We start from the raw sequence: 19,110 nt of genomic DNA, 5'->3' as shown, positions 1-19,110 counted from the left end.
GTTCCGCTCTGCGGAATTAAATTCCACTTGCAGACGACGCTACCTCAGGCATTTTGCGACGACAACAAAAAGGCGATGGCATGCCAGAAATTAAGATCGTCACGGAGGTCGCGGGTCGCATCTGCGCAACTCTCGTGCAAGTTGGAGGAACCGTGGCGGATGGCGATGAGATTGTAGTGGTCGAAGCGATGAAGATGGAGATACCGGTGCCCTCGCCTGCGAGCGGCACCATCACATCGCTTCTGGTGAAGCTCGACGACGTCGTCGCGGAGGGCCAGGCGATCGCGATCGTCGCGAGCTGACTGCATGATCCGCTGATTCCGCGACATTCTGTCAGCGCCGTTTCTGCATTCGCGGTCCGGCGTTGCCATCGCTCGATCGCGGTGACATGATCTGCTGCAAACAAAACGTTGTTTCAAACAAAGAATGAAATTCTTCGCGGCAAACGCGAGGATTGATGGAGGGAAACATGCTTCGTGGGCTGCTCGTGCTCGCGCCTGCCTTGGTGGTTGGCATTTCTTTTGTGTCTACTCGCTACGCGTTCGCCGAGGATCTCAAGTTGCCGGCGACGTTGACGTTCACCGCCTATGACACCGGCACCGCCGGCTTCAACATCGCGGTCGGCGTCGGCAAGATGATGAAGGACAAGTACGGCACCGATGTGCGCGTGCTGCCTGCAGGCAACGACGTCGCACGTCTCGCGCCGCTTCGTGCCAAGCGCGCGGTCTCATCCGCGATGGGATCGGGCACCTATTTCGCGCAGGAGGGCGTGTTCGAATTCGGATCGAAGGAATGGGGACCGCAGCCGCTCCAGATCCTGCTCTCGTCCGTCGACTGCAATTGCGGCTCGCTCGGCGTTGCCGCCGACACCGGTGTGAAGGAGCTGAAAGACCTGAAGGGCAAGCGCGTCGGCTTCGTCGTCGGCTCGCCCGCGCTGAACCAGAACTCGCTCGCGGTGCTGGCTTTCGCCGGCCTCACGCAGAAGGACGTCAAGGCCGTCGAGTTCGCCAGCTACGGCGCGATGTGGAAGGGGCTGATCAACAACGACGTCGATGCCGCCTTCGGCACCACCATCACCGGCCCGGCCAAGGAAGCGGAGACCTCACCGCGCGGCCTGATCTGGCCGCCGCTGCCCGCCAAGGACAAGGAAGGCTGGGCGCGGATGCAGAAGGTCGGCTCGTTCTTCTTCCCGCAGTTGGCGACCTGTGGCGCCGGCATCACGCCGGAGAAGCCGGTCGAGCTCGGCAACTACCCCTACCCGATCTTCGTCGCCTATGCCACGCAACCGGCCGACCAGATCTATGCGATCACCAAGTCGATGATCGTGAATTACGACGCCTACAAGGATTCTGCGCCCGGCGCCGGCGGCCTCGGCGCCGACCGCCAGACCAAGAACTGGGTGGTGCCGGTGCATCCCGGCGCGGTGAAGGCGCTGAAGGAAGCCGGCCATTGGAGCGACGCGCAGGAGGCGCACAACAACAAACTGATCAAGCGCCAGGAGGTGCTCGGCGCGGCGTGGACGGACTATGGCAAGTCGAATCCGCCGTCCGACGACAAAGCGTTCCTCGACGGCTGGATGAAGGCGCGCGCCGCGGCGCTTGCCAAGGCCGACATGCCGAACGGGTTCGAGGAATAGACGAATGGCGTCACGCTCGGCGCTAAGAGGCAAGTGTGCGACCTCTCCCGCACGCGGGAGAGGTTGAGCCCGCGGCGCGAGCGTTCGACCAATAGTCATTGGCTTAATCTGCTTTCAGTAGCCCACAAGCGGGGTCGCTATGTCTTCTTCCACCTCCACCGCCCCGCAAGACGTGACCAAGCGAGTCGTGTTCGACGATCCCCACGGCGCCGCAGGCAACATGCAGGAGGCGGAAGTCACGCGCGTGCGCACGTTGCGCGGCACCTGGCGCTGGACGCTGGTGGTCGCGACGGCCGCGACCATCCTGCTCTGCATCAACCAGCAATTCTCGCTGCGCTTCTTCGTCGGCTACACCCAGCTGAACACGGAGTATTTCTATCTCCTGATCGCGTTGATGCTGCCCTTCACCTTCCTGATCTTTCCGGGCGCTGAACGCGCCCCGCTCGACCGGATTCCCTGGTACGACCTCGTCCTGTTCGTGGCGACATTCGCTGCGGCCATCATGCTGATGTCGAACGTGCGCAAGGCCGCTGAGGCAGGCTGGGAATTCGGCGGCGCGCCGAACAGCGTGATCGCCGCAGGTCTCGTGATGTGGGCAATGCTGATGGAGGCGCTGCGCCGCACCGGCGGCTGGAGCCTGCTCCTGAGCGTGATGCCCTTCACCGTCTATCCGCTGTTCGCCGAGGCCCGGTGGCTCGGGCCGTTCCGCGGCACGCAGTCGACGCTGGAACAGGCGACGGCCTATCACGTGCTTTCCGGCGAAAGCCTGCTCGGCATTCCCATCCAGGCCTTTGCCGACACCGTGATCGGCTTCCTGGTGTTCGGAACCGCACTGATGATGACGGGCGCCGGCAAATTCTTCATCAACCTCTCTTTCGCGATGTGCGGCACCTTCCGCGGCGGTGCCGCGAAGGTCTGCATCTTTGCCAGCGGTCTGCTCGGCATGATGTCGGGCTCGATCATCTCCAACGTGCTCACCGCGGGCACCATGACCATCCCCGTCATGAAGAAGAGCGGCTTCCGCGCCTCCTATGCCGCCGCGATCGAGGCCTGCGCCTCCACAGGCGCGGTGCTGGCGCCGCCGGTGATGGGCGCGACCGCCTTCGTGATCGCACAGTTCCTTAACGTCAGTTACGCGGAAGTCGCCGTGGCCGCGATCATACCGGCCGCGCTCTATTACGTCGGCCTGTTCATGCAGGTCGACACCTACGCCGCGCGTCACGGGCTGAAGGGCATCCCGCGCGCCGACCTGCCGCGGGTCATGGATACGATCAAGGACGGCTGGTACTACGTATTCGTCATCGCGCTACTGATCGTGATGCTGCTCTACTTCAAGCGCGAGAGCCACGCTCCATTCTACGCGACCGCGCTGCTGCTGGTCCTCAACCAGCTCTTCTCCAAGGACACGCGCTGGACGTTCGCGACGATCGGAAAATTCCTGGAGGTCAACGGACGCACCTTCGTCGAGTTGGTCGGCATCCTCGCCGGCTGCGGCCTTCTGATCGGTGCGTTCTCGATGACCGGCGTCGTGTCGAGCTTGGCCAACGATCTGTTGCACATTGCCGGCGACAATGCCTTCCTGCTGCTCGGCATGTGCGCCCTCACCAGCCTCATTCTCGGCCTCGGGCTGACGACGACGGCCTGCTACATCTTCCTCGCCATCCTGGTCGCGCCCGCGCTGGAGAAGCTCGGGCTGAACCGGATGGCCGTGCACATGTTCATCTTCTATTGGGGCATGCTGTCATCGATCACCCCACCGGTCGCGATCGCCTCCTTCGCCGCCGCGGGCATAGCCGGCTCGCCGGCGATGAAGACCGGCTGGGAATCGATGTGGGTCGGCAGCATCATCTATTTCATCCCATTCTTCTTCGTGCTCAATCCGGCGCTGGTGCTCCAAGGGCCGAGCCCCTACCTCGCCGGCCTCGGCCTGATGGGCCTTGCTGCGTTCGGCACATTGTTCATCTGCGGCGGCATCCAGGGCTACCAGCCTTTCGTCGGCGACTTGCGCGGCACGGGTGCGCTGGAATGGCCCATCCGTGTGCTCCTGGTGATCGGCGGGTTCGTGGTGGCGACCCCGGGCGGCGGGATCATGCCGCTGTCGCAGCTGCAGGTGACGCTGCTCGGCCTTGCGATCCTCGTGCCCACGACCTTGCTCGCCCTGCTCCTGGTCCGCCGTCACACCATGGAGCCGGACGGGTTGCGCGCACCCTGATTGCGTTGCACAAGTGAGGCGATGAAACCGCTATCGCCTCTCGCCTCCGCCTGGACCCGCTCGAAACCGCCTTTGCTGCGGTTTCTGGACAATTGCCTCAACGAGTTCTCGGCGGAAACCTCGGGCAGCGTCGCCGACTACATCCCCGAGCTTGGTAAGGCGGACCCTGCCTATTTCGGCATCAGCCTCGCAACGCTGGACGGCCATGTCTACGAAGTCGGCGACTCCAGGGTGCCCTTCACCATCCAGTCGATGTCCAAGCCCTTCGTGTTCGCGCTGGCGCTGGACCTTTTGGGCGCAGGCAAGGTCGAAAGCACCATCGGCGTCGAGCCCTCCGGGGATCCCTTCAACTCGATCCGGCTCAATTCAGACAACCGTCCGTTCAACCCGATGGTCAATGCCGGCGCAATCGCCTGCACCGGGCTGATCTATGACAGCAAAGGCGCGGACGCTTTCGAGCACATCCGTCTCGCGCTCAGTCGTTTTGCCGGACGCGACCTCGCCATAGACGAGGCCGTCTACACATCCGAAAGCCAGACCGGCGACCGCAACCGCGCCATCGGCTACCTGCTCAAGACCAATTCCGTGATCTCCGACAATGTCGCCGGCGTCCTCGACGTCTATTTCCGGCAATGCGCGGTGCTGGTCACCGCGCGCGACATTGCGGTGATGGCGGCGACGCTCGCCAATCGCGGCGTCAATCCGGTGACCGGCGAGCAGGTGCTGACGCCATACGCGATCTCGCGCACGCTCTCGGTCATGACCTCGTCGGGCATGTACGACTATGCCGGCGAATGGATCTACCGGATCGGCCTTCCCGCCAAGAGCGGCGTCGGCGGCGGCATTTTGGCAGCGCTCCCGGCCCGGCTCGGGCTCGGCAGCTACTCGCCGAGACTCGACAAGCATGGCAACAGCGTGCGCGGCATCAAGGTCTGCGAGGCGCTGTCCTCGCATTACGATCTGCACATGCTCAACCGCAGCGACGACGCGCGCAACGCGGTTATAGCGGACTACGACATCGGCAAGAGCCCGTCCCGCCGCGTGCGCCGGCCACAGGAGCGCGAGATCCTGGCCACGCACGAGCAGGAGGTGCGGATCATCGAGCTGGTCGGCACGCTGTCGCTGTCGGCCGTCGACTACGTCTCGCGCCGGCTCGCAGGCCGGCCGCGACCGCAATTCGTGATCTTCGATCTGCACCGCGTGACCTCGACCACCCGCGCCGGCGCGCGGCTCGTTGCCGAGGCCTTCGAGGAGCTGGCCGCGCTGAACGTCACCGTCGTGATCTCCGGCGTTCGGCGCGCCTCCAAGGAATGGGACAGCTTGCGGGAATGGACCGCGGAGCTGAAGAACGTCCGCGATTTCTATCTTCTGGATGCCGCCATCGAATGGGCGGAGGACCAGATCGTCTACCGCTATGGCGGCTCGATCGACTTCCACGAGACCACCGAGCTCTCGGAGCAGCCGCTGCTCGCCGGGCTGAGCGACGACGAGCTGTCCCATCTCTCAGAGCTTTGCACCGTCAAAAGCTATCCTTCCGGCGCGAAGATCGTGACGACCGGCGATGCCGCCGATACCGTGTTCTTCCTCCGAAGCGGCGCGGTCCATGTCACGCTGCCTGACGGCGTCAGGCTGGCAACGCTCACCGCCGGCATGGCCTTCGGCGAGATGGCACTGCTGGAGGCAACGCGCTCCGCCGACGTGTTCGCCGACATGGCCGCGACCGTGTTCGAAGTGCCGCTGAAGGATTTCGAACGCTTCCGCGAACAGCACCCGCGCGCCAGCGAGCGCATCATGCGCAATCTGGCGCAGCTGTTGGCCGACCGCCTGATCGTCGCCAACGCGAAGGTGGATATTCTGACGTCGACCTGAACGGTGGGCATTCACTCCCAAGAGATCGTGATGGTCAGGACAAGCCTGGCCATGACGCTGTGGAGGCTCTGAGCTGTCAACATAGAACTTTTGCCTCAGCGGCTCGCGGCCTCGCCCAGCCGTCGCTTGATCTTGGCGGCGCTGGCCTCGAGCAGTTCGGACGGCTTCTGGCCGGTCGCAGCGCACAGGCAGGCCCAGTAGTAGATGACGTCGCCGAGCTCATCGACCAGGCCTGCCTTGTCGAGCCAATCATCGCGCAGCAGCTTCTTGATGTGATCGGCAACCTCGCCGGCTTCGCTGGCGAGGCCGAGACCGAGATAGGACAGCCGCTCGTGGGACGGATGCTCCTCGACTTTCGCAATGGTTGCGGCCCAGGCCGCATATTCGTCGATCGTCATCGGCATCCCTCGCCGCTTTTGTCGATCAGCCCACCACTTCCGTGACCGGCTGAAGATCGATCTCGAAGGTTTCCAGGAACTTCGACGTCATGATGTAGAAGCCGACCGAGAGCTGCAGCTCGACCAGCGCGGCTGGCGTCAGCTTCGATGCGATCGCCTTGAAGGTGGCGTCCGTCGGCTTGTTCAGCTTCACGATCTCGTCGGTGAAAGCGAGCGCCGCGCGCTGCGTCTCGTCAAAACACTTGGCGGCTTGCCAGTTCTCGAGCGCCTCGTTCTGCTCGTCGGTGACGCCGACATTCTTGCCGATGCGCTTGTGCGCAACGATCTCGTACGGCGCCTCGCACAAGATGCCGGTGCGGGTGATCGCGAGCTCCCGCACGATTGGATCGAGCTCGCCCTTGTGGCGGATGGCGCCGCCCAGGCGGCAATACTGCTCGAAGTAGCTCGGCGAGTGCGCCATCATGCGGAAAATGTTGGCGTTGCGGTTCTTGTCGAGGATTTCGCGGGTGCGGTCGGAGGCCTTGGACGGGTCGCTGTACTGAATGCGGGCCATGATCTTCCTGAAGTTTTCCCTGAGTTTTTGATGCTTTTTGTCGTTGTCGGCGAGAGTTCCTCAAAACTCTATTCTCGCGCCGACGCAGGAGCAACATCATCGAGTCAAATTGCCGCCGCATTGCTGATCGACCCTGACACAGTCGATACTCGCCGCGTGGGGACAATTCGCGGTGAGTACTCGCAAGTGGGGTGTTCCGAGTAAAAACAATTGACCGTCTTTGCGCATCAACCGCGCAACGATGAGTCACGCCCAAGTCTAGGGAGAAATAGGCATGAAGGAAGCCATCAAGGGGGCGGCCTCGGGAGCGCTTGCGCACATGCTGGCGGTGACGGCAATGCTCGTCATCGCCAGCATCTTGTTCTACGGGCGCTAGTTCAGAGTTCCAAAGTTTTCGTCATTCCGGGGTGGCTCTCGCACAAGCCAGGCCCAGAATACCCGTTCCAGGTTCGGTCGTAAGACCGCCCCCGAATGACGAATCCCTTTACGTGGTCTTCGCGAAGAACGGCACGAGCTTCCCGGCAAACGGCTTGAAGCTCGCGCTGACCGAATCGCCGATGGCGAGGTCATTCGCGCCGTGGGCCATCATGCGAAACCCCTCGGCACAATCGACCAGCAGGATGTTGTACGGCACGTGCGCACGCGTCTCCGGCGTGGCGGCGCGGCAGACAAGCGACGTCGCGTACACCCTGCCCTTGCCGCTGGCGCGAGCTTCGGACAGATCGGACGCGCCGCAGGCAGAGCAGAAGGCGCGGTAAAAATATTGCACATGGCCGCAGGCGGCGCAGGTCTGATAGGTGATGGCAGGGTCGCCCTTGGTCCAGTCCGCCAGTCGCTCGCTCATCGGACCCGCTCCAGGAACATGCTGACATGCGACGACAGCACACCGCCGTCGCCGTGCAGCAGCGCGATCGAGGCATCGCGCACCTGCCGATTCGCCGCTCGCCCCGTCATCTGCAAATGCGCTTCGACCATATGCGCCATGGCGCCGCCGACGCCGCAATGGCCGTAGCTGAGCAGGCCGCCATGGGTGTTGAGCGGCATCGCGCCGTCACGGCTGAAATGGCCTGATCGGACGCGGGCTGCGGCCTCGCCGCGGCCGGCAAGGCCCAGGTCTTCCAGCAGCATCGCCAGGGTGATGGTGAAACTGTCGTAGATGGCGGCATAGCGGACGTCGGAGATCGCAAGGCCCGTGGCATCCCTGGCGCGCGCAACGGAGATCTCGGCGCCGAGCTCGCTGAGTGCGGGCGCGGCCGTGACATGCTGATGGGTATGAGCCTGCGCGCAGCCGCGGATGCGCACGCCCGTCTCGCCGGTCCGCTCACGGCTGATGACGAATGCCGCGCCGCCGTCGGACACCGGGCAGCAGTCGAGCAATTTCAGCGGCATCGCCACCGGCTTCGAGGCCATGACGTCAGCGACCGTGATGGGGTCGTGGAATTGCGCACCGGGATGGCTGCAGGCGTGTGCGCGCATGAGCACCGCGAATTCAGCGAGGTCTTCTTCGGTCACCCCGTATTCGTGCATGTAGCGCGTGGCGACGAGGCCGTAATAGGCGGGAATGGTCGGGCCGAGCGGCACCTCGTAATCCGGGTGACCGACCTGCGCCAGCGCCTGGATCGAGGCATCGCGGCTCTGCCCGGTGAGGCGGTTCTCGCCGGCGACGACGAGGACGTTGCGCGCGACGCCTGCTTCGACGAGGTGGTGGGCAAGCATCGTCATCGCGAGCCCTGTGGCACCGCCGACCTGCACGGCGTGGGCATAAGCAGGACGGATGCCGAAATGCTCGGCGAAGACGGTGGCCAGCATGATGTGCGGCGAGACGGTTGAATAGCCGCAGAGGATGCCGTCGATGTCCGAACGTTTCAGCCCGGCATCGTCGAGCGCGGCTTGGGCGGCCATGCTCATCAGGTCGAGCGAGGATGAGCCGTCGTGCTTGCCGAACGGCGTGAGGCCGACGCCGGTGATGAAGCTCATGCTCTCTCCACTTCGTCATTCCGGGGGGCGCCCCTTGGCGCGAGCCCGGAATCCATACTCCCGATGGTGGTTATGGATTCCGGGCTCGCGACTTCGTCGCGCCCCGGAATGACGGATGAGAGGGTTTGCGCCATGACTTCCCCCTACTCCGGCGCGGGGCGCGTGACGCCGTCGCGGACCATGGCGGCGATCTCGTCCTGGGAATAGCCGATCTGGCGCAAGATCTCCGCGCCGTGCTCGTTAAGGCGCGGCGCCAGCCGCACCGGCTCGGCTTCGGTCTCGGACCAGGTCGCCGTCACCTTCATGCTGCGGATCGGCCCTTCCGTCGGATGGTTCACAGAGCTGGCCCCGGTTGTTTGGACAGCGCCCCGCTGGATTTAAGTGGATTCCTGCCGGGTTATGCTGAACGCGGGGCTTTACGATTTTGTCGTTGCGTCGGGAGGGCGTAGCCCGACCAGAGCGACGACAAAATCGTCGGCGACGGTCATGCGGCCATCACCATAGCTTGCGTGCCGAAGTAAGCCTCGTCGGGCGTGCGCCCGTCAAGGCTCGAGTGAGGGCGTCCCTGATTGTAGAAGGCCAGATACTTGGCAATTGACGCTCGCGCCTCGGACACGCTGTCGTAGGCGCGGAGATAAACTTCTTCGTATTTGACCGTGCGCCAGAGCCGCTCGACAAACACGTTGTCGCGCCAGGCGCCCTTGCCATCCATGCTGATGGCGATCTTCGCGTCCAGCAGCACATCGGTGAACTCGAGGCTGGTGAACTGGCTGCCCTGGTCCGTGTTGAAAATCGCGGGCCTGCCGTGCTTCGCCAACGCCTCCTGGACCGCTTCGACGCAGAAGGCCGCCTCCATTGTGATCGAGACGCGATGGGCCAGGACCCGTCGGCTGAACACATCGACGACCGCCGCGAGATAGACGAAGCCACGCCGCATCGGAATGTAGGTGATGTCCATTGCCCACGCATGGTCGGGCCGCTCGATCTTCAATCCGCGCAACAGGTACGGGTAGATCTTGTGACCCGGAGCCGGCTTGCTCGTGTTCGGGCGACGATAGACCGCCTCGATCCCCATGCGCTTCATCAGCGTCGCGATGTGGCGGCGACCGGCGTATACCCCCTCCCGCCGCAGCAACGATCGCAGCATACGCGCTCCCGCGAAGGGATAATCGAGATGCAGCTCATCGAGCCGACGCATCAAGGCAAGGTCCTCGGCCGAAACTGGCCGAGGTTCATAGTAGACCGTGCTGCGAGCCAGCTTCAGGACCTTCGCCTGGCGCACGATAGAAAGATCATGACCGCGGTCGATCATCGCTTTGCGCTCAGCAGGCCCGCCTTGGTGAGCGCGCCGGACAAAAAATCGTTTTCCAACGCCAGCTCGCCGATCTTGGCATGCAACGCCTTCAAATCGACCGGCGTCTCGGCCGATGTCTTGTCATGCCCAAACACGCCGGCGGCGCCTTCCAGGAGCTGGTTTTTCCAGATCGTGATCTGGTTCGGATGAACATCAAACAGTTGCGCCAGCTCCGCCAGTGTCTTGTCTCCTTTGACCGCAGCCAAAGCAACCTTCGCCTTGAATGCCGGAGAATGCGTCCGGCGGCTCTTCTTCGTCATCTTCGCTCCTGATTCGCAGCAAGAATCCTCGCCGCTGTCAGGCAGAAAATCCACTCAAGCTACTGTCCGAATTTGCGGGGCCAGCTCTCACCACCGGGAAGAAGCCAGTCGCCTCGAGATGCTCATCGTGCAGGATCGTTTGCAGATCGTGCATGGGCATGACCGGCACGTCGGCCTTGGTGAGCAGGTCGATCCACTCCGCCGTCGTGCGCGTCTCGAAGATCCGCGCGAGCTCGGCATAGACGACGTCGATATTGGCCGCCCGGCCTGCGAAGGTCGCGAATTTGGGATCGGCGCGCAGATCATCGCGTGCCGTGGCCTTGAAGAAATTCTCCCACTGCTTGTCGTTGTAGACGATGACGCTGAGATAGCCGTCCGAGGTCTTGTAGGGACGACGGTCGCGCGAGAGATGGCGGGCATAGCCGCCCTTGTCGAGCGGCGGCTCATAGGTGAGCCCGCCCATGTGGTCGCCCATGACGAAGCCGGCCATGGTCTCGAACATCGGGATGTCGACACGCTGGCCGCGCCCGGTGCGGTCGCGGTGCACGAGACTGGCGCAGATCGCACCGACCGCGGTCAAGCCGACGATGCGGTCGACCAGCGCGTTCGGCACATAGCGCGGCACGCCATCGCCGGTCTGCGCCATCAAGGCGGGCAGCGCGGTGGCGCCCTGGATCAGATCGTCATAAGCGGGCTTTGCCGCGTACGGCCCGTCCTGGCCGAAGCCGAACACGCCGGCATAGACCAGGCGGGGATTGATCGCGGAGACGACGTCGTAGCCGAGCTGGAGCCGCGCCATCGCCTGCGGGCGGACGTTGTAGACGAGCACGTCGGCATCCTTCAGCAGCCGCAGCACCGCCTCGCGCCCGGCGGACTTCTTCAGGTCGAGACAGATCGAGCGCTTGCTGCGGTTGGTGTTGAGGAACACCGGGCCCATGCCGGCATGCCGCGTCGGGCCGATCAGGCGGGTGACGTCGCCATCGAGCGATTCCACCTTGATGATGTCGGCGCCATAGTCACCGAGCATCTGGGTCGCATAGGGCCCCATCAGCACGGTGGTCATGTCGACGACCTTGATGCCTTTCAGCGGCCCCATCGTTCGCTCCCGATTGCGCAGGGCCGAAGCGCCCTCGCGGTGTCGGTCCAGCTAACGGCAGCGCCGCCGCCCGCGCAAGGGCGAGCGGCGTATGGCGGCATGCATCGCGCGGCAAGTTCGGGACGCTATTTCTTCTGGCGGGATTCGCGGATCTTGATGAGACGGTCGAGCTCGTCGTTCTGCTGGCTGATGCGGTCTGCGATCCGCGACTCGTTCTGCTCGCCGGACGCGGCTGCGGCCTGCTCGATGAGCTGACGGATGTTGTCCTCGAGGATCGCGATGCGGCCGTTGAGGGCGTCCATCGAGAGAGAGTCTTCGTAGTCCTTGCTCATGATGCATTCCCTGCAATTCAATCAGGATCGTAGGGTGGGCAGAAAAGCGAGGGGTGCCCACCATGATCTAGCGCAAAGGCCGCGTTGGGTGGATTAGCCGCAGGCGCAATCCACCAACTCTGTTTCCGCGGAGACGAAAGAGGTGGGTTACGCCTGCGGCAAACCACCCTACACAAGCCTACTTCAGCGGCTCCAGCACGGAGACGTAGTTGGCGACCGCCGCACCGCCCATGTTGAAGATGCCGCCGAGTTTTGCGTTTTTCAGCTGCATGCCCTCGGGCGCCTGCCCGGCGAGCTGCATCGCGGTCATCACATGCATGGAGACACCGGTGGCGCCGATCGGGTGGCCTTTCGCCTTCAGGCCGCCGGATGGATTGACCGGCAGCTTGCCGTCCTTGAGCGTCCAGCCTTCCTTGATGGCGCGGGCGCCCTGCCCCTTCGGCGTCAGGCCCATCGCTTCATACTCGATCAGCTCGGCGACCGTGAAGCAGTCATGGGTCTCGACGAAGGAGAGATCGGACAGCGTCACACCGGCCTCTTCCAGCGCGCGCTGCCAGGCGACCGTGCAGCCCTCGAACTGGAGGATGTCGCGCTTGCTCATCGGCAGGAAGTCCTGGGCGTGCGCGGTGGCCCGGAAGCCGATCGACTTGCTCATGCTCTTGGCGGTCTCGGCGTCGGCGAGCACCAGCGCTGCGGCACCGTCGGAAACCAGCGAACAGTCGGTCCGCTTCAGGGGACCGGCGACATAAGGGTTCTTCTCGCTTTCGGCGCGGCAGAAGTCGAAGCCGAAATCCTTGCGCATCTGGGCGAAGGGATTGGCGACGCCGTTCTTGTGGTTCTTGGCCGCAATCAACGCCAGCGCGTCGGACTGGTCGCCGTATTTCTGGAAATAGGAGCTGGCGATCTTGCCGAACACGCCGGCGAAGCCACCGACCGTGTCGCCGTCCTCGGGCAGGTAGGACGCCTTGAGCAGGTTCTTGCCGATCTCCGGACCGGGGGTGTGCGTCATCTGCTCGACGCCGACGACCAGCACGACTTTCGCAGCGCCTGCGGCAATCGCGCGCAGGCCCTGGTGCACGGCGGCAGAGCCCGTGGCGCAGGCATTCTCGACGCGGGTGGCCGGCTTGAAGCGCAGCTTCGGGTCGGCCTGCAGCACCAGCGACGCCGTGAAATCCTGGGGCGAGAAGCCGGCGTTGAAGTGGCCGAGCACGATCTCGTCGACGTCGGAGGCGGAAATGCCGGCATCCGCCAGCGCTTCATTGGCGACGCGGGTGACGAGGCTTTCGACGGTCTCGGTGTCGAACTTGCCGAACGGCGTATGCGCCCATCCGACGATGCTGGCGGTCATGGTCTTTTCTCCCTGGAGGTCTCTTCCTGACCTAAGTCTTAGCCCAGGGATGGCAAGACTTCACGCGGCTTTCAACGCCTTGAGGGTTCGCTCGCAGATGGCTGTTATGCCGGCCCAGTTCCCGGCCCTGATCTCCGCCGTCGGGCACAGCCAGGAACCGCCGACCGCGACGACATTGGGCTCGGCGAGCCAACTTGCTGCATTGGCCTCTCCGACCCCGCCGGTCGGACAGAACCGCACGTTGGGGAACGGGCCACCAAGGGAGCGCAGGCCCTTGATGCCGCCGGCCTGCTCGGCCGGGAAGAATTTTGCGACATCGAAGCCGTGCGACAGCGCCAGCATCAGCTCGGAAGCGGTCGCGATGCCCGGCGCGAACGGCAGGGAGCTGTGGGCGGCGGCCTTGAGGAGGTCGGGGGTGAGGCCGGGGCTGATCCCAAAGGCAACGCCGAGCTTTTCGACGCGGGAGAAGTCGGCCGGATTGAGAATCGTGCCGATGCCGATGACGGCCTCGGGGACCTCGGACATCATCGCCCGCGCCGCCTCGATTGCAACGGGCGTGCGCAGGGTCACCTCCAGCGTGCGGACGCCGCCGGCGACCAGCGCGCGCGCCAGCGGCACCGCATCCTGGATCCGCTCGATGGTGAGAACGGGAATGACGGTCGCAGCTTTGAACAGCGCGACAAGGTGGTTTTGTTGGGCAGCCGTTGGCATAGGTCTCTATTTCAGTTGGTCTCGTTTTACTTGGTGGCTTGGCGAGAGGCCGCCGGCCGGTGCCGCTTCTTCGGCGGCATGGCATAGCCCGGAATGATGGCGCCGGGATAGCAGATCACGAGGCTGGCGAGACGATGCCCGGCCTGGGCCGCCTCGACCGGCTCGGCGCCGGCAAGCCGGGCCGCGATATAGGCCGCGGCGAAGCTGTCGCCGGCCGCTGTGGTATCCACCACCGGCTTGGTCATGGGCTCGGCGCGAACTTCGCTGGTGCCGCCGGGGAAGCGCAAGAGGCTCACCGGTTCAGTGAGGCGGAACACCAGCTCGGGCGTGGGGATGCGGGCCATCAACTGCTCGTGGCTCTCGCCGGGATAGAGCGCGAGCAGATCCTCGGTCGAGGTCAGCACGATATCGGCGGCCGCGAAGGCTGCGGCGAACACCTCGCGCGCAACGTCGCGGTCCGGCCATCCCCGTGCGCGGAAATTGGTGTCGAACACGAAGCGGGTGCCGAGCAGCCGCGCGCGCTTGATTGCCGCGAACAGCCGATCGCGTCCGGCCGCATCATAGATCGAAAGCGTGATCGCGGAGAGATAGACGATGTCGTAGCTCATCAGCGAGTTGAGCAGCTCGTCCGTCTCCGGCAGGCTCATCAGCTGGCGCGCCGCCGCGCTGTCGCGCCAGTGGAAGAACTGGCGCTCGCCCTTGGCATCCGTCTGGATCATGTAGAGGCCGGGCAGCTCGCCCGGCAACCGCACGACGCGCCTGGTGCCGACGCTCTCCGCGTTCCAGGCCGCGATCATCTCGTCGCTCAGGGCATCGTCGCCGAGTGCGGTGAAATAATCGACCTTGACCTCGAGCCGCGCCAGATACACCGCCGTGTTGAGGGTGTCGCCGCCGAAGCCGCGCGAGTACAGGCCGCCGCCCTGCCCCTGCCCGGCAGACGCGCCCGAGGAATGTCCCCCTTGGGCCTGCCGGAGCTCGACCATGCATTCGCCGATGCAGGCAACGCTCGCCATCACTTGACCCGCTCAGTCAGAGATCAGGCGACGAAATTGCCGCCAAGCTCGTCTTCGATGTGAATGCGGATGATGTCGTCGAAATTCTTCTCGGCCGTGGTGAAGCCGAGCTCGAGCGACCGCTTGGCGTTGAAATTACGCGGCCAGCCGCCGACGATGCCGACGATGAAAGGATCCGGCTCCCGCTTGATGCGGGCGGCGACCTTCTCGCCGGCGACGCGCTTCAAGGCCGCGATCTGCTCGCCGACCGTCGCCGACAGGCCGGGCATCGTGAGGTTGCGGCGCGGGCCGACGGTCGCAAGGTCTATAGTGCCGGCATGGAGCAGGAAGCCGACGGCCGAGCGCGGCGTCGCGTGCCAGTGGCGGACGTCCTCGGACACCGGGAGGATCGCCTCCTTGCCGGCCAGCGGCTCGCGCAGGATGTTGGAGAAAAAGCCCGATGCCGCCTTGTTGGGCAGGCCGGGCCGGATGCAGATGGTCGGCAGGCGGATGCCGATGCCGTCGAGGAAGCCGCGGCGGGAATAGTCGGCGAGCAGAAGTTCGCCGATTGCCTTCTGGGTGCCGTAGCTGAGCAGCGGGGTATGGAAGAACTCGTCGCCGATCGCATCGGGGAACGGTGCGCCGAACACCGCGATCGAGGACGTGAACACCACGCGCGGCTTGTAGCCGCCACCGACGAGCCTGATCGCGTCGAGCAGCATCCGGGTGCCGTCGAGGTTGATGCGATAGCCCTTGTCGAAATCGAGCTCGGCTTCGCCCGAGACGATCGCGGCGAGATGGAAGATCACGTCGGGGCGGCCGGCGATCAGCTTCTCGGCCGCGCCCGGCACGGCGAAATCGCCCGACATGGTCTCGACCGGGAAGCCCGCCTTCTCGGGCTTCTTCGGCTCGACCACGTCATGCATGGTCACTTTCGTGATGTCGCTCTTGCCGAGCCGGCCATCGCGCAACAGCCGTTCACAGAGTTTGCGGCCGACCATGCCGGCGGCGCCGAGAACCAGAATGTGCAAGAGCTCAACTCCTTCTTGTCGACCGGGCGCCTATCGACCGGAGCGCGCCGCTCCTGACGCGCCCTCGGCAAGCCCCGCGATCATTCCTTCACGGCGCCCGTCATCGCCGACACATAATGCTCGACGAAGAAGGCGTAAAGGATGACGAGCGGCAGCGAACCGGCCAGCGCCCCCGCCATCAGCGATCCCCAACGGTAGATGTCGCCATCCACGAACTCGTTAACGATCGCGACCGGCACGGTCTTGTTGCTGGTGGATTGCAGGAACGTCAGCGCGTAGATGAACTCGTTCCAGCACAGCGTGAAGCAGAAGATGAAGGCCGAGATGAGGCCGGGAATCGCCAGCGGCACCACGATCTTGATCAGGATCTGCCAGCGGCTCGCGCCGTCGATCAGCGCGCATTCCTCGAGCTCGAAGGGGATGGTCTTGAAATAGCCCATCAACAACCAGGTCGAGAACGGAATCAGGATGGTCGGATAGGTCAGGATCAGCGCCAGCGGCGAGTCGAACAGGCCGTACTGATAGACGACGGTGGCGAGCGGAATGAACAGGATCGAGGGCGGCACCAGATAGGCGAGGAAGATCAGCCCGCCGACGAGATTGGCACCCTTGTAACGCAATCGCACGATGGCGTAGGCGGCGAATACCGAGGCCACGATCGACAGCACCGTAGCGCAGATCGCCACATACATCGTGTTCCAGAGCCAATACGGATAGTAGCTCTCGAACAGCAGCTTGTGGAAATGCTTGAACGTCGGATTCCAGGTCCAGAACGGATTATACTTGTCGAGATCGAGCAGTTGCTCGTCGGGTTTCACCGACGTCAACGCCATCCAGTAGAACGGGAACAGCAGGACGACGACGATGATCGCGAGCGGCAAATAGAGCGTCACGAGCCTGCGGGGCACGGACTGCAAATAGCTCATGCCTTCGCTGTTATCGACCCGCGCCGGCGACGATATCACGGACTTGAGATCCACTTTCGCGGCAGGAAGATCAGTCATTGCTCTCTCCCTGTTGCCACTTGCGGCGCTGCAGGCCGAACCAGGACACCATGATCGCAGCGAGCAGGAACGGAATCATGGCGCTGGAGATCGCTGCGCCCTCGCCGAGCTGCCCGGCGATGATCGCGCGCTGGTAGGACAGCGTCGCCATCAGGTGGGTGGCGTTGACCGGGCCGCCGCGCGTCATCGCCCAGATCAGCTGGAAATCCGTGAACGTGAAGAGCACGGAGAAGGTCATCACGACGGCGATGATCGGCGTCAGCAGCGGATAGGTGATGAAGCGGAAATTCTGCCACCGTGTGGCGCCGTCAAGCGTTGCCGCTTCATAGAGCGACGGCGAGACGGTCTGCAGGCCTGCGAGCAGCGTGATCGCCACGAACGGCACACCGCGCCAGATATTGGCGAAGATCACGCAAATCCGCGCCCAGGTCGTGTCGCCGAGAAAGTTGATGTTCTGGTTGATGATCCCGAGATGCTTCAGCGACCAGGAAATGATCGAAAACTGCGAATCGAAGATCCACCAGAAGGCCAGTGCCGAGAGCACCGTCGGAACGATGAACGGGATGAGCACCATCGCGCGCAGCATTGCCTTGAACGGCATGTGCTCGTTGAGCAGCAGCGCGAGATAGAGCCCGATCGCGAATTTGAGGGCGCTGGCGACGAAGGTGTAGAGCAACGTGTTGAACACCGACAGCCAGAAGATGGAATCGTCCCAGAGCCATTCGTAGTTCTCGGTGGCGACAAACTGCCCCACCCTGCCGATGCGGGTGTCGGTGAAGGACAGCCAGATGCCGAGCCCGAGCGGATAGGCCAGGAAGAAGATCAGGAACGCCATGGCCGGCACCATGAACCAGAAGCCGAGCCAGTTGCGATTGTGTTTGAGCTGGGTCCAGGCGCTCGCCTCGCTCATCTGAGGCTTGGCCCGGGGAATTGCGACATCAGCCATGCCCGATATCCCTGATCGAAAATGTTGACGAGCGGGCGGCCGGATGGCCGCCCGCCCCGTGATTATCAGCGATAGATGCGCTTCAGCTGGCGCTCGGCTTCAGCCATCGCGCCCTTCGCATCCTTGGCGCCGGTGCAGTAATTGGCGAACATGTCGACGACGATGAAGTCGGCGATCGCGGTCGCCGCCTTTTCGCCGACGGTGCCGATACCCGCGGCAGGCAGCGTGCGCTTGGAGGCCTGCGAGAACACCTCGTTCTTGGGATCGGCCTTCCAGATCGGGGCGGACTCATAGGCGTTCAAGGTCTGCGTCAGATAGCCTTGCGCACCGGACAGCCACTTCTCGTAGTTCTCCTTCTCCAGCATGAAGGCGACGAAAGCCTTTGCGGCGTTCGGATATTTGGTGAAGTTGAAGGCGAGGATTGGCAGCGCAAGCTGCAGCTCAGTCGGCTTGCCGACCGGGCCGACTGGCCAGAGCGCGTGATAGGTGTCCTCCGCCAGCTCCTTCTTGCTCGCGTCCGTCTTGGCCGCCACGTAGATCGAGATGCCGTTCGCCGTGCAATAGAGCTCGCCGGCGAGGAACGCCTTGTTGTTGGAGGAATCGTTCCAGGACGCCGTGCCCGGAATGAAGCTGTCGTAGAGCGCCTTGCAATATTCCAGCGCCTTAGCCGTCTCCGGCGAGTTGATGACGATCTTGTCGTTCTGGTCGACCGTGTAGGCGCCGTGCCCCCACAGCACCCAGTGCAGCCACGCATTGCCGTCGCCCGAGGCGTGGCCGAGCGCGAAGCCGGCCGGCGTGTTGTTGGCCTTGAGCGCCTTGCACATCTCGAGGAAGCTGGGGAAGTCCTTCGGGAATTCCTTGAAGCCGGCCTTGTCGAGCGCCGACTTGCGGTAGGTCAGATACCCACCGTTGGTCGCCACGGGAATGCCGAGCCAGTCGTTGCCGAGCTTGCAGGTCTTGGCCGCCGCATCGGTCCAGCCGCCATATTTACCGCCGAGGTAATCGGCGACGTCGTTCATCTTCAGCACTTTGGTCGGGAACAGCTGCGGCAGCGTGTGCAATCCCCAGGCGAGATCGAGGCCGGAGCCGGTATTGGCCGCAACCGATGCCTTCGGCTGCACGTCCTCGAAGGATTCGCTGAACACGTTCATCTCGGTGCCCGTTGCAGCCTTGAACGCTGCAACCATCGCGTTGAACGCATCATCCTCCGCCGGCACGAAGCGCTTCCAGCGCATCACGGTCAGCTTGGCGCCGGGCTCCGCCTTCCAGGGCGCGCTCTGCGCCCAGGCCTTGGCGAAATCGAACAGTGCTGGCCCGGTCAGCATGCCGGTCGCAGCCAGTGCCGTTCCGCCTTGAAGCAGAGTCCGGCGGGTAAAGTCCTTCATGTCGTC

At 63.9% G+C, this 19,110-nt stretch carries 17 protein-coding genes and 2 pseudogenes; 4 read left to right on the top strand and 15 right to left on the bottom strand.

From position 1 onward, the window contains the following. Positions 1-80 precede the first annotated feature (80 nt). From LPJ38_RS21795 to glsA, 4 genes are all read left to right on the top strand, one after another. Positions 81-302 carry an acyl-CoA carboxylase biotin carboxyl carrier protein subunit gene (locus LPJ38_RS21795; RefSeq protein WP_145641155.1) on the top strand — a complete coding sequence of 74 codons (222 nt, stop codon included), beginning with the start codon at positions 81-83 and terminating at the stop codon, positions 300-302. Between the two features lie 167 nt (positions 303-469). Next, positions 470-1,636: a TAXI family TRAP transporter solute-binding subunit gene (locus LPJ38_RS21790; protein WP_145641157.1), complete on the top strand. Its 1,167-nt coding sequence runs from the start codon at positions 470-472 to the stop codon at positions 1,634-1,636. 139 nt (positions 1,637-1,775) lie between these two features. Continuing rightward, positions 1,776-3,848, top strand: a complete 2,073-nt coding sequence (locus LPJ38_RS21785; protein ID WP_145641160.1) for a TRAP transporter permease — start codon at positions 1,776-1,778, stop codon at positions 3,846-3,848. Positions 3,849-3,869: 21 nt separating this feature from the next. Further along, positions 3,870-5,717 carry a glutaminase A gene (glsA, locus tag LPJ38_RS21780; protein ID WP_145641163.1) on the top strand — a complete coding sequence of 616 codons (1,848 nt, stop codon included), beginning with the start codon at positions 3,870-3,872 and terminating at the stop codon, positions 5,715-5,717. A 95-nt stretch (positions 5,718-5,812) separates the two neighbouring features. Here the strand turns inward: glsA and LPJ38_RS21775 are convergent, their stop codons facing one another. The 15 genes and pseudogenes from LPJ38_RS21775 to LPJ38_RS21705 form a co-directional block, all read right to left on the bottom strand. Next, entirely contained in the window at positions 5,813-6,115 is a 303-nt protein-coding gene (locus tag LPJ38_RS21775; protein ID WP_167520722.1) for a nucleoside triphosphate pyrophosphohydrolase family protein, read from the bottom strand. Positions 6,116-6,140: 25 nt separating this feature from the next. Beyond that, positions 6,141-6,668 (bottom strand): carboxymuconolactone decarboxylase family protein, encoded by a 528-nt coding sequence (locus LPJ38_RS21770; RefSeq protein ID WP_008552346.1) that lies wholly within the window; start codon positions 6,666-6,668, stop codon positions 6,141-6,143. 484 nt (positions 6,669-7,152) lie between these two features. Continuing rightward, complete coding sequence (locus tag LPJ38_RS21765) at positions 7,153-7,512, bottom strand: Zn-ribbon domain-containing OB-fold protein (RefSeq protein WP_145641167.1); 360 nt, start codon at positions 7,510-7,512, stop codon at positions 7,153-7,155. Then, positions 7,509-8,645 (bottom strand): thiolase family protein, encoded by a 1,137-nt coding sequence (locus tag LPJ38_RS21760; RefSeq protein WP_145641169.1) that lies wholly within the window; start codon positions 8,643-8,645, stop codon positions 7,509-7,511. The genes LPJ38_RS21765 and LPJ38_RS21760 overlap by 4 nt, the downstream gene beginning before the upstream one ends. Before the next feature lie 143 nt (positions 8,646-8,788). After that, a pseudogene (locus tag LPJ38_RS21755) lies at positions 8,789-8,983 on the bottom strand (CoA transferase); the annotation flags it as partial. A gap of 146 nt (positions 8,984-9,129) precedes the next feature. After that, positions 9,130-10,259, bottom strand: a protein-coding gene (locus LPJ38_RS21750; RefSeq protein WP_109866565.1) for an IS3-like element ISRj2 family transposase whose coding sequence is annotated in 2 segments (ribosomal slippage) — positions 9,130-10,007 and positions 10,007-10,259 — 1,131 coding nt in all. Because the reading frame shifts where the segments join, the coding sequence is not laid out codon by codon here. A gap of 85 nt (positions 10,260-10,344) precedes the next feature. Next, positions 10,345-11,355 (bottom strand): annotated as a pseudogene (locus LPJ38_RS21745) (CaiB/BaiF CoA transferase family protein); the annotation flags it as partial. Between the two features lie 125 nt (positions 11,356-11,480). Further along, the gene (locus LPJ38_RS21740) at positions 11,481-11,687 is read right to left on the bottom strand and encodes a hypothetical protein (RefSeq protein ID WP_145642877.1); all 207 of its coding nucleotides are present in this window, start codon (positions 11,685-11,687) and stop codon (positions 11,481-11,483) included. Between the two features lie 178 nt (positions 11,688-11,865). Next, a complete protein-coding gene (locus tag LPJ38_RS21735) occupies positions 11,866-13,035 on the bottom strand; it encodes an acetyl-CoA acetyltransferase (protein ID WP_145642875.1) in 1,170 nt (389 codons plus the stop codon). A gap of 60 nt (positions 13,036-13,095) precedes the next feature. Beyond that, positions 13,096-13,746 carry a bifunctional 4-hydroxy-2-oxoglutarate aldolase/2-dehydro-3-deoxy-phosphogluconate aldolase gene (gene eda, locus LPJ38_RS21730; protein WP_145642873.1) on the bottom strand — a complete coding sequence of 217 codons (651 nt, stop codon included), beginning with the start codon at positions 13,744-13,746 and terminating at the stop codon, positions 13,096-13,098. Between the two features lie 26 nt (positions 13,747-13,772). After that, complete coding sequence (locus tag LPJ38_RS21725) at positions 13,773-14,759, bottom strand: sugar kinase (protein WP_145642871.1); 987 nt, start codon at positions 14,757-14,759, stop codon at positions 13,773-13,775. A 23-nt stretch (positions 14,760-14,782) separates the two neighbouring features. Beyond that, positions 14,783-15,769 carry a D-erythronate dehydrogenase gene (gene denD / locus LPJ38_RS21720; RefSeq protein ID WP_145642869.1) on the bottom strand — a complete coding sequence of 329 codons (987 nt, stop codon included), beginning with the start codon at positions 15,767-15,769 and terminating at the stop codon, positions 14,783-14,785. An 80-nt stretch (positions 15,770-15,849) separates the two neighbouring features. Beyond that, positions 15,850-16,773 (bottom strand): carbohydrate ABC transporter permease, encoded by a 924-nt coding sequence (locus LPJ38_RS21715; protein WP_060735798.1) that lies wholly within the window; start codon positions 16,771-16,773, stop codon positions 15,850-15,852. Next, complete coding sequence (locus LPJ38_RS21710; protein WP_404438523.1) at positions 16,766-17,683, bottom strand: carbohydrate ABC transporter permease; 918 nt, start codon at positions 17,681-17,683, stop codon at positions 16,766-16,768. The genes LPJ38_RS21715 and LPJ38_RS21710 overlap by 8 nt, the downstream gene beginning before the upstream one ends. A 101-nt stretch (positions 17,684-17,784) precedes the next feature. After that, a complete protein-coding gene (locus LPJ38_RS21705) occupies positions 17,785-19,104 on the bottom strand; it encodes an ABC transporter substrate-binding protein (RefSeq protein ID WP_145642866.1) in 1,320 nt (439 codons plus the stop codon). Positions 19,105-19,110 lie beyond the last annotated feature (6 nt).

Source organism: Bradyrhizobium daqingense (assembly GCF_021044685.1).
Taxonomy (GTDB): domain Bacteria; phylum Pseudomonadota; class Alphaproteobacteria; order Rhizobiales; family Xanthobacteraceae; genus Bradyrhizobium; species Bradyrhizobium daqingense.
Note: the sequence above shows the minus strand (reverse complement) of the source record. Positions and strands in the feature narration are given on the sequence as shown.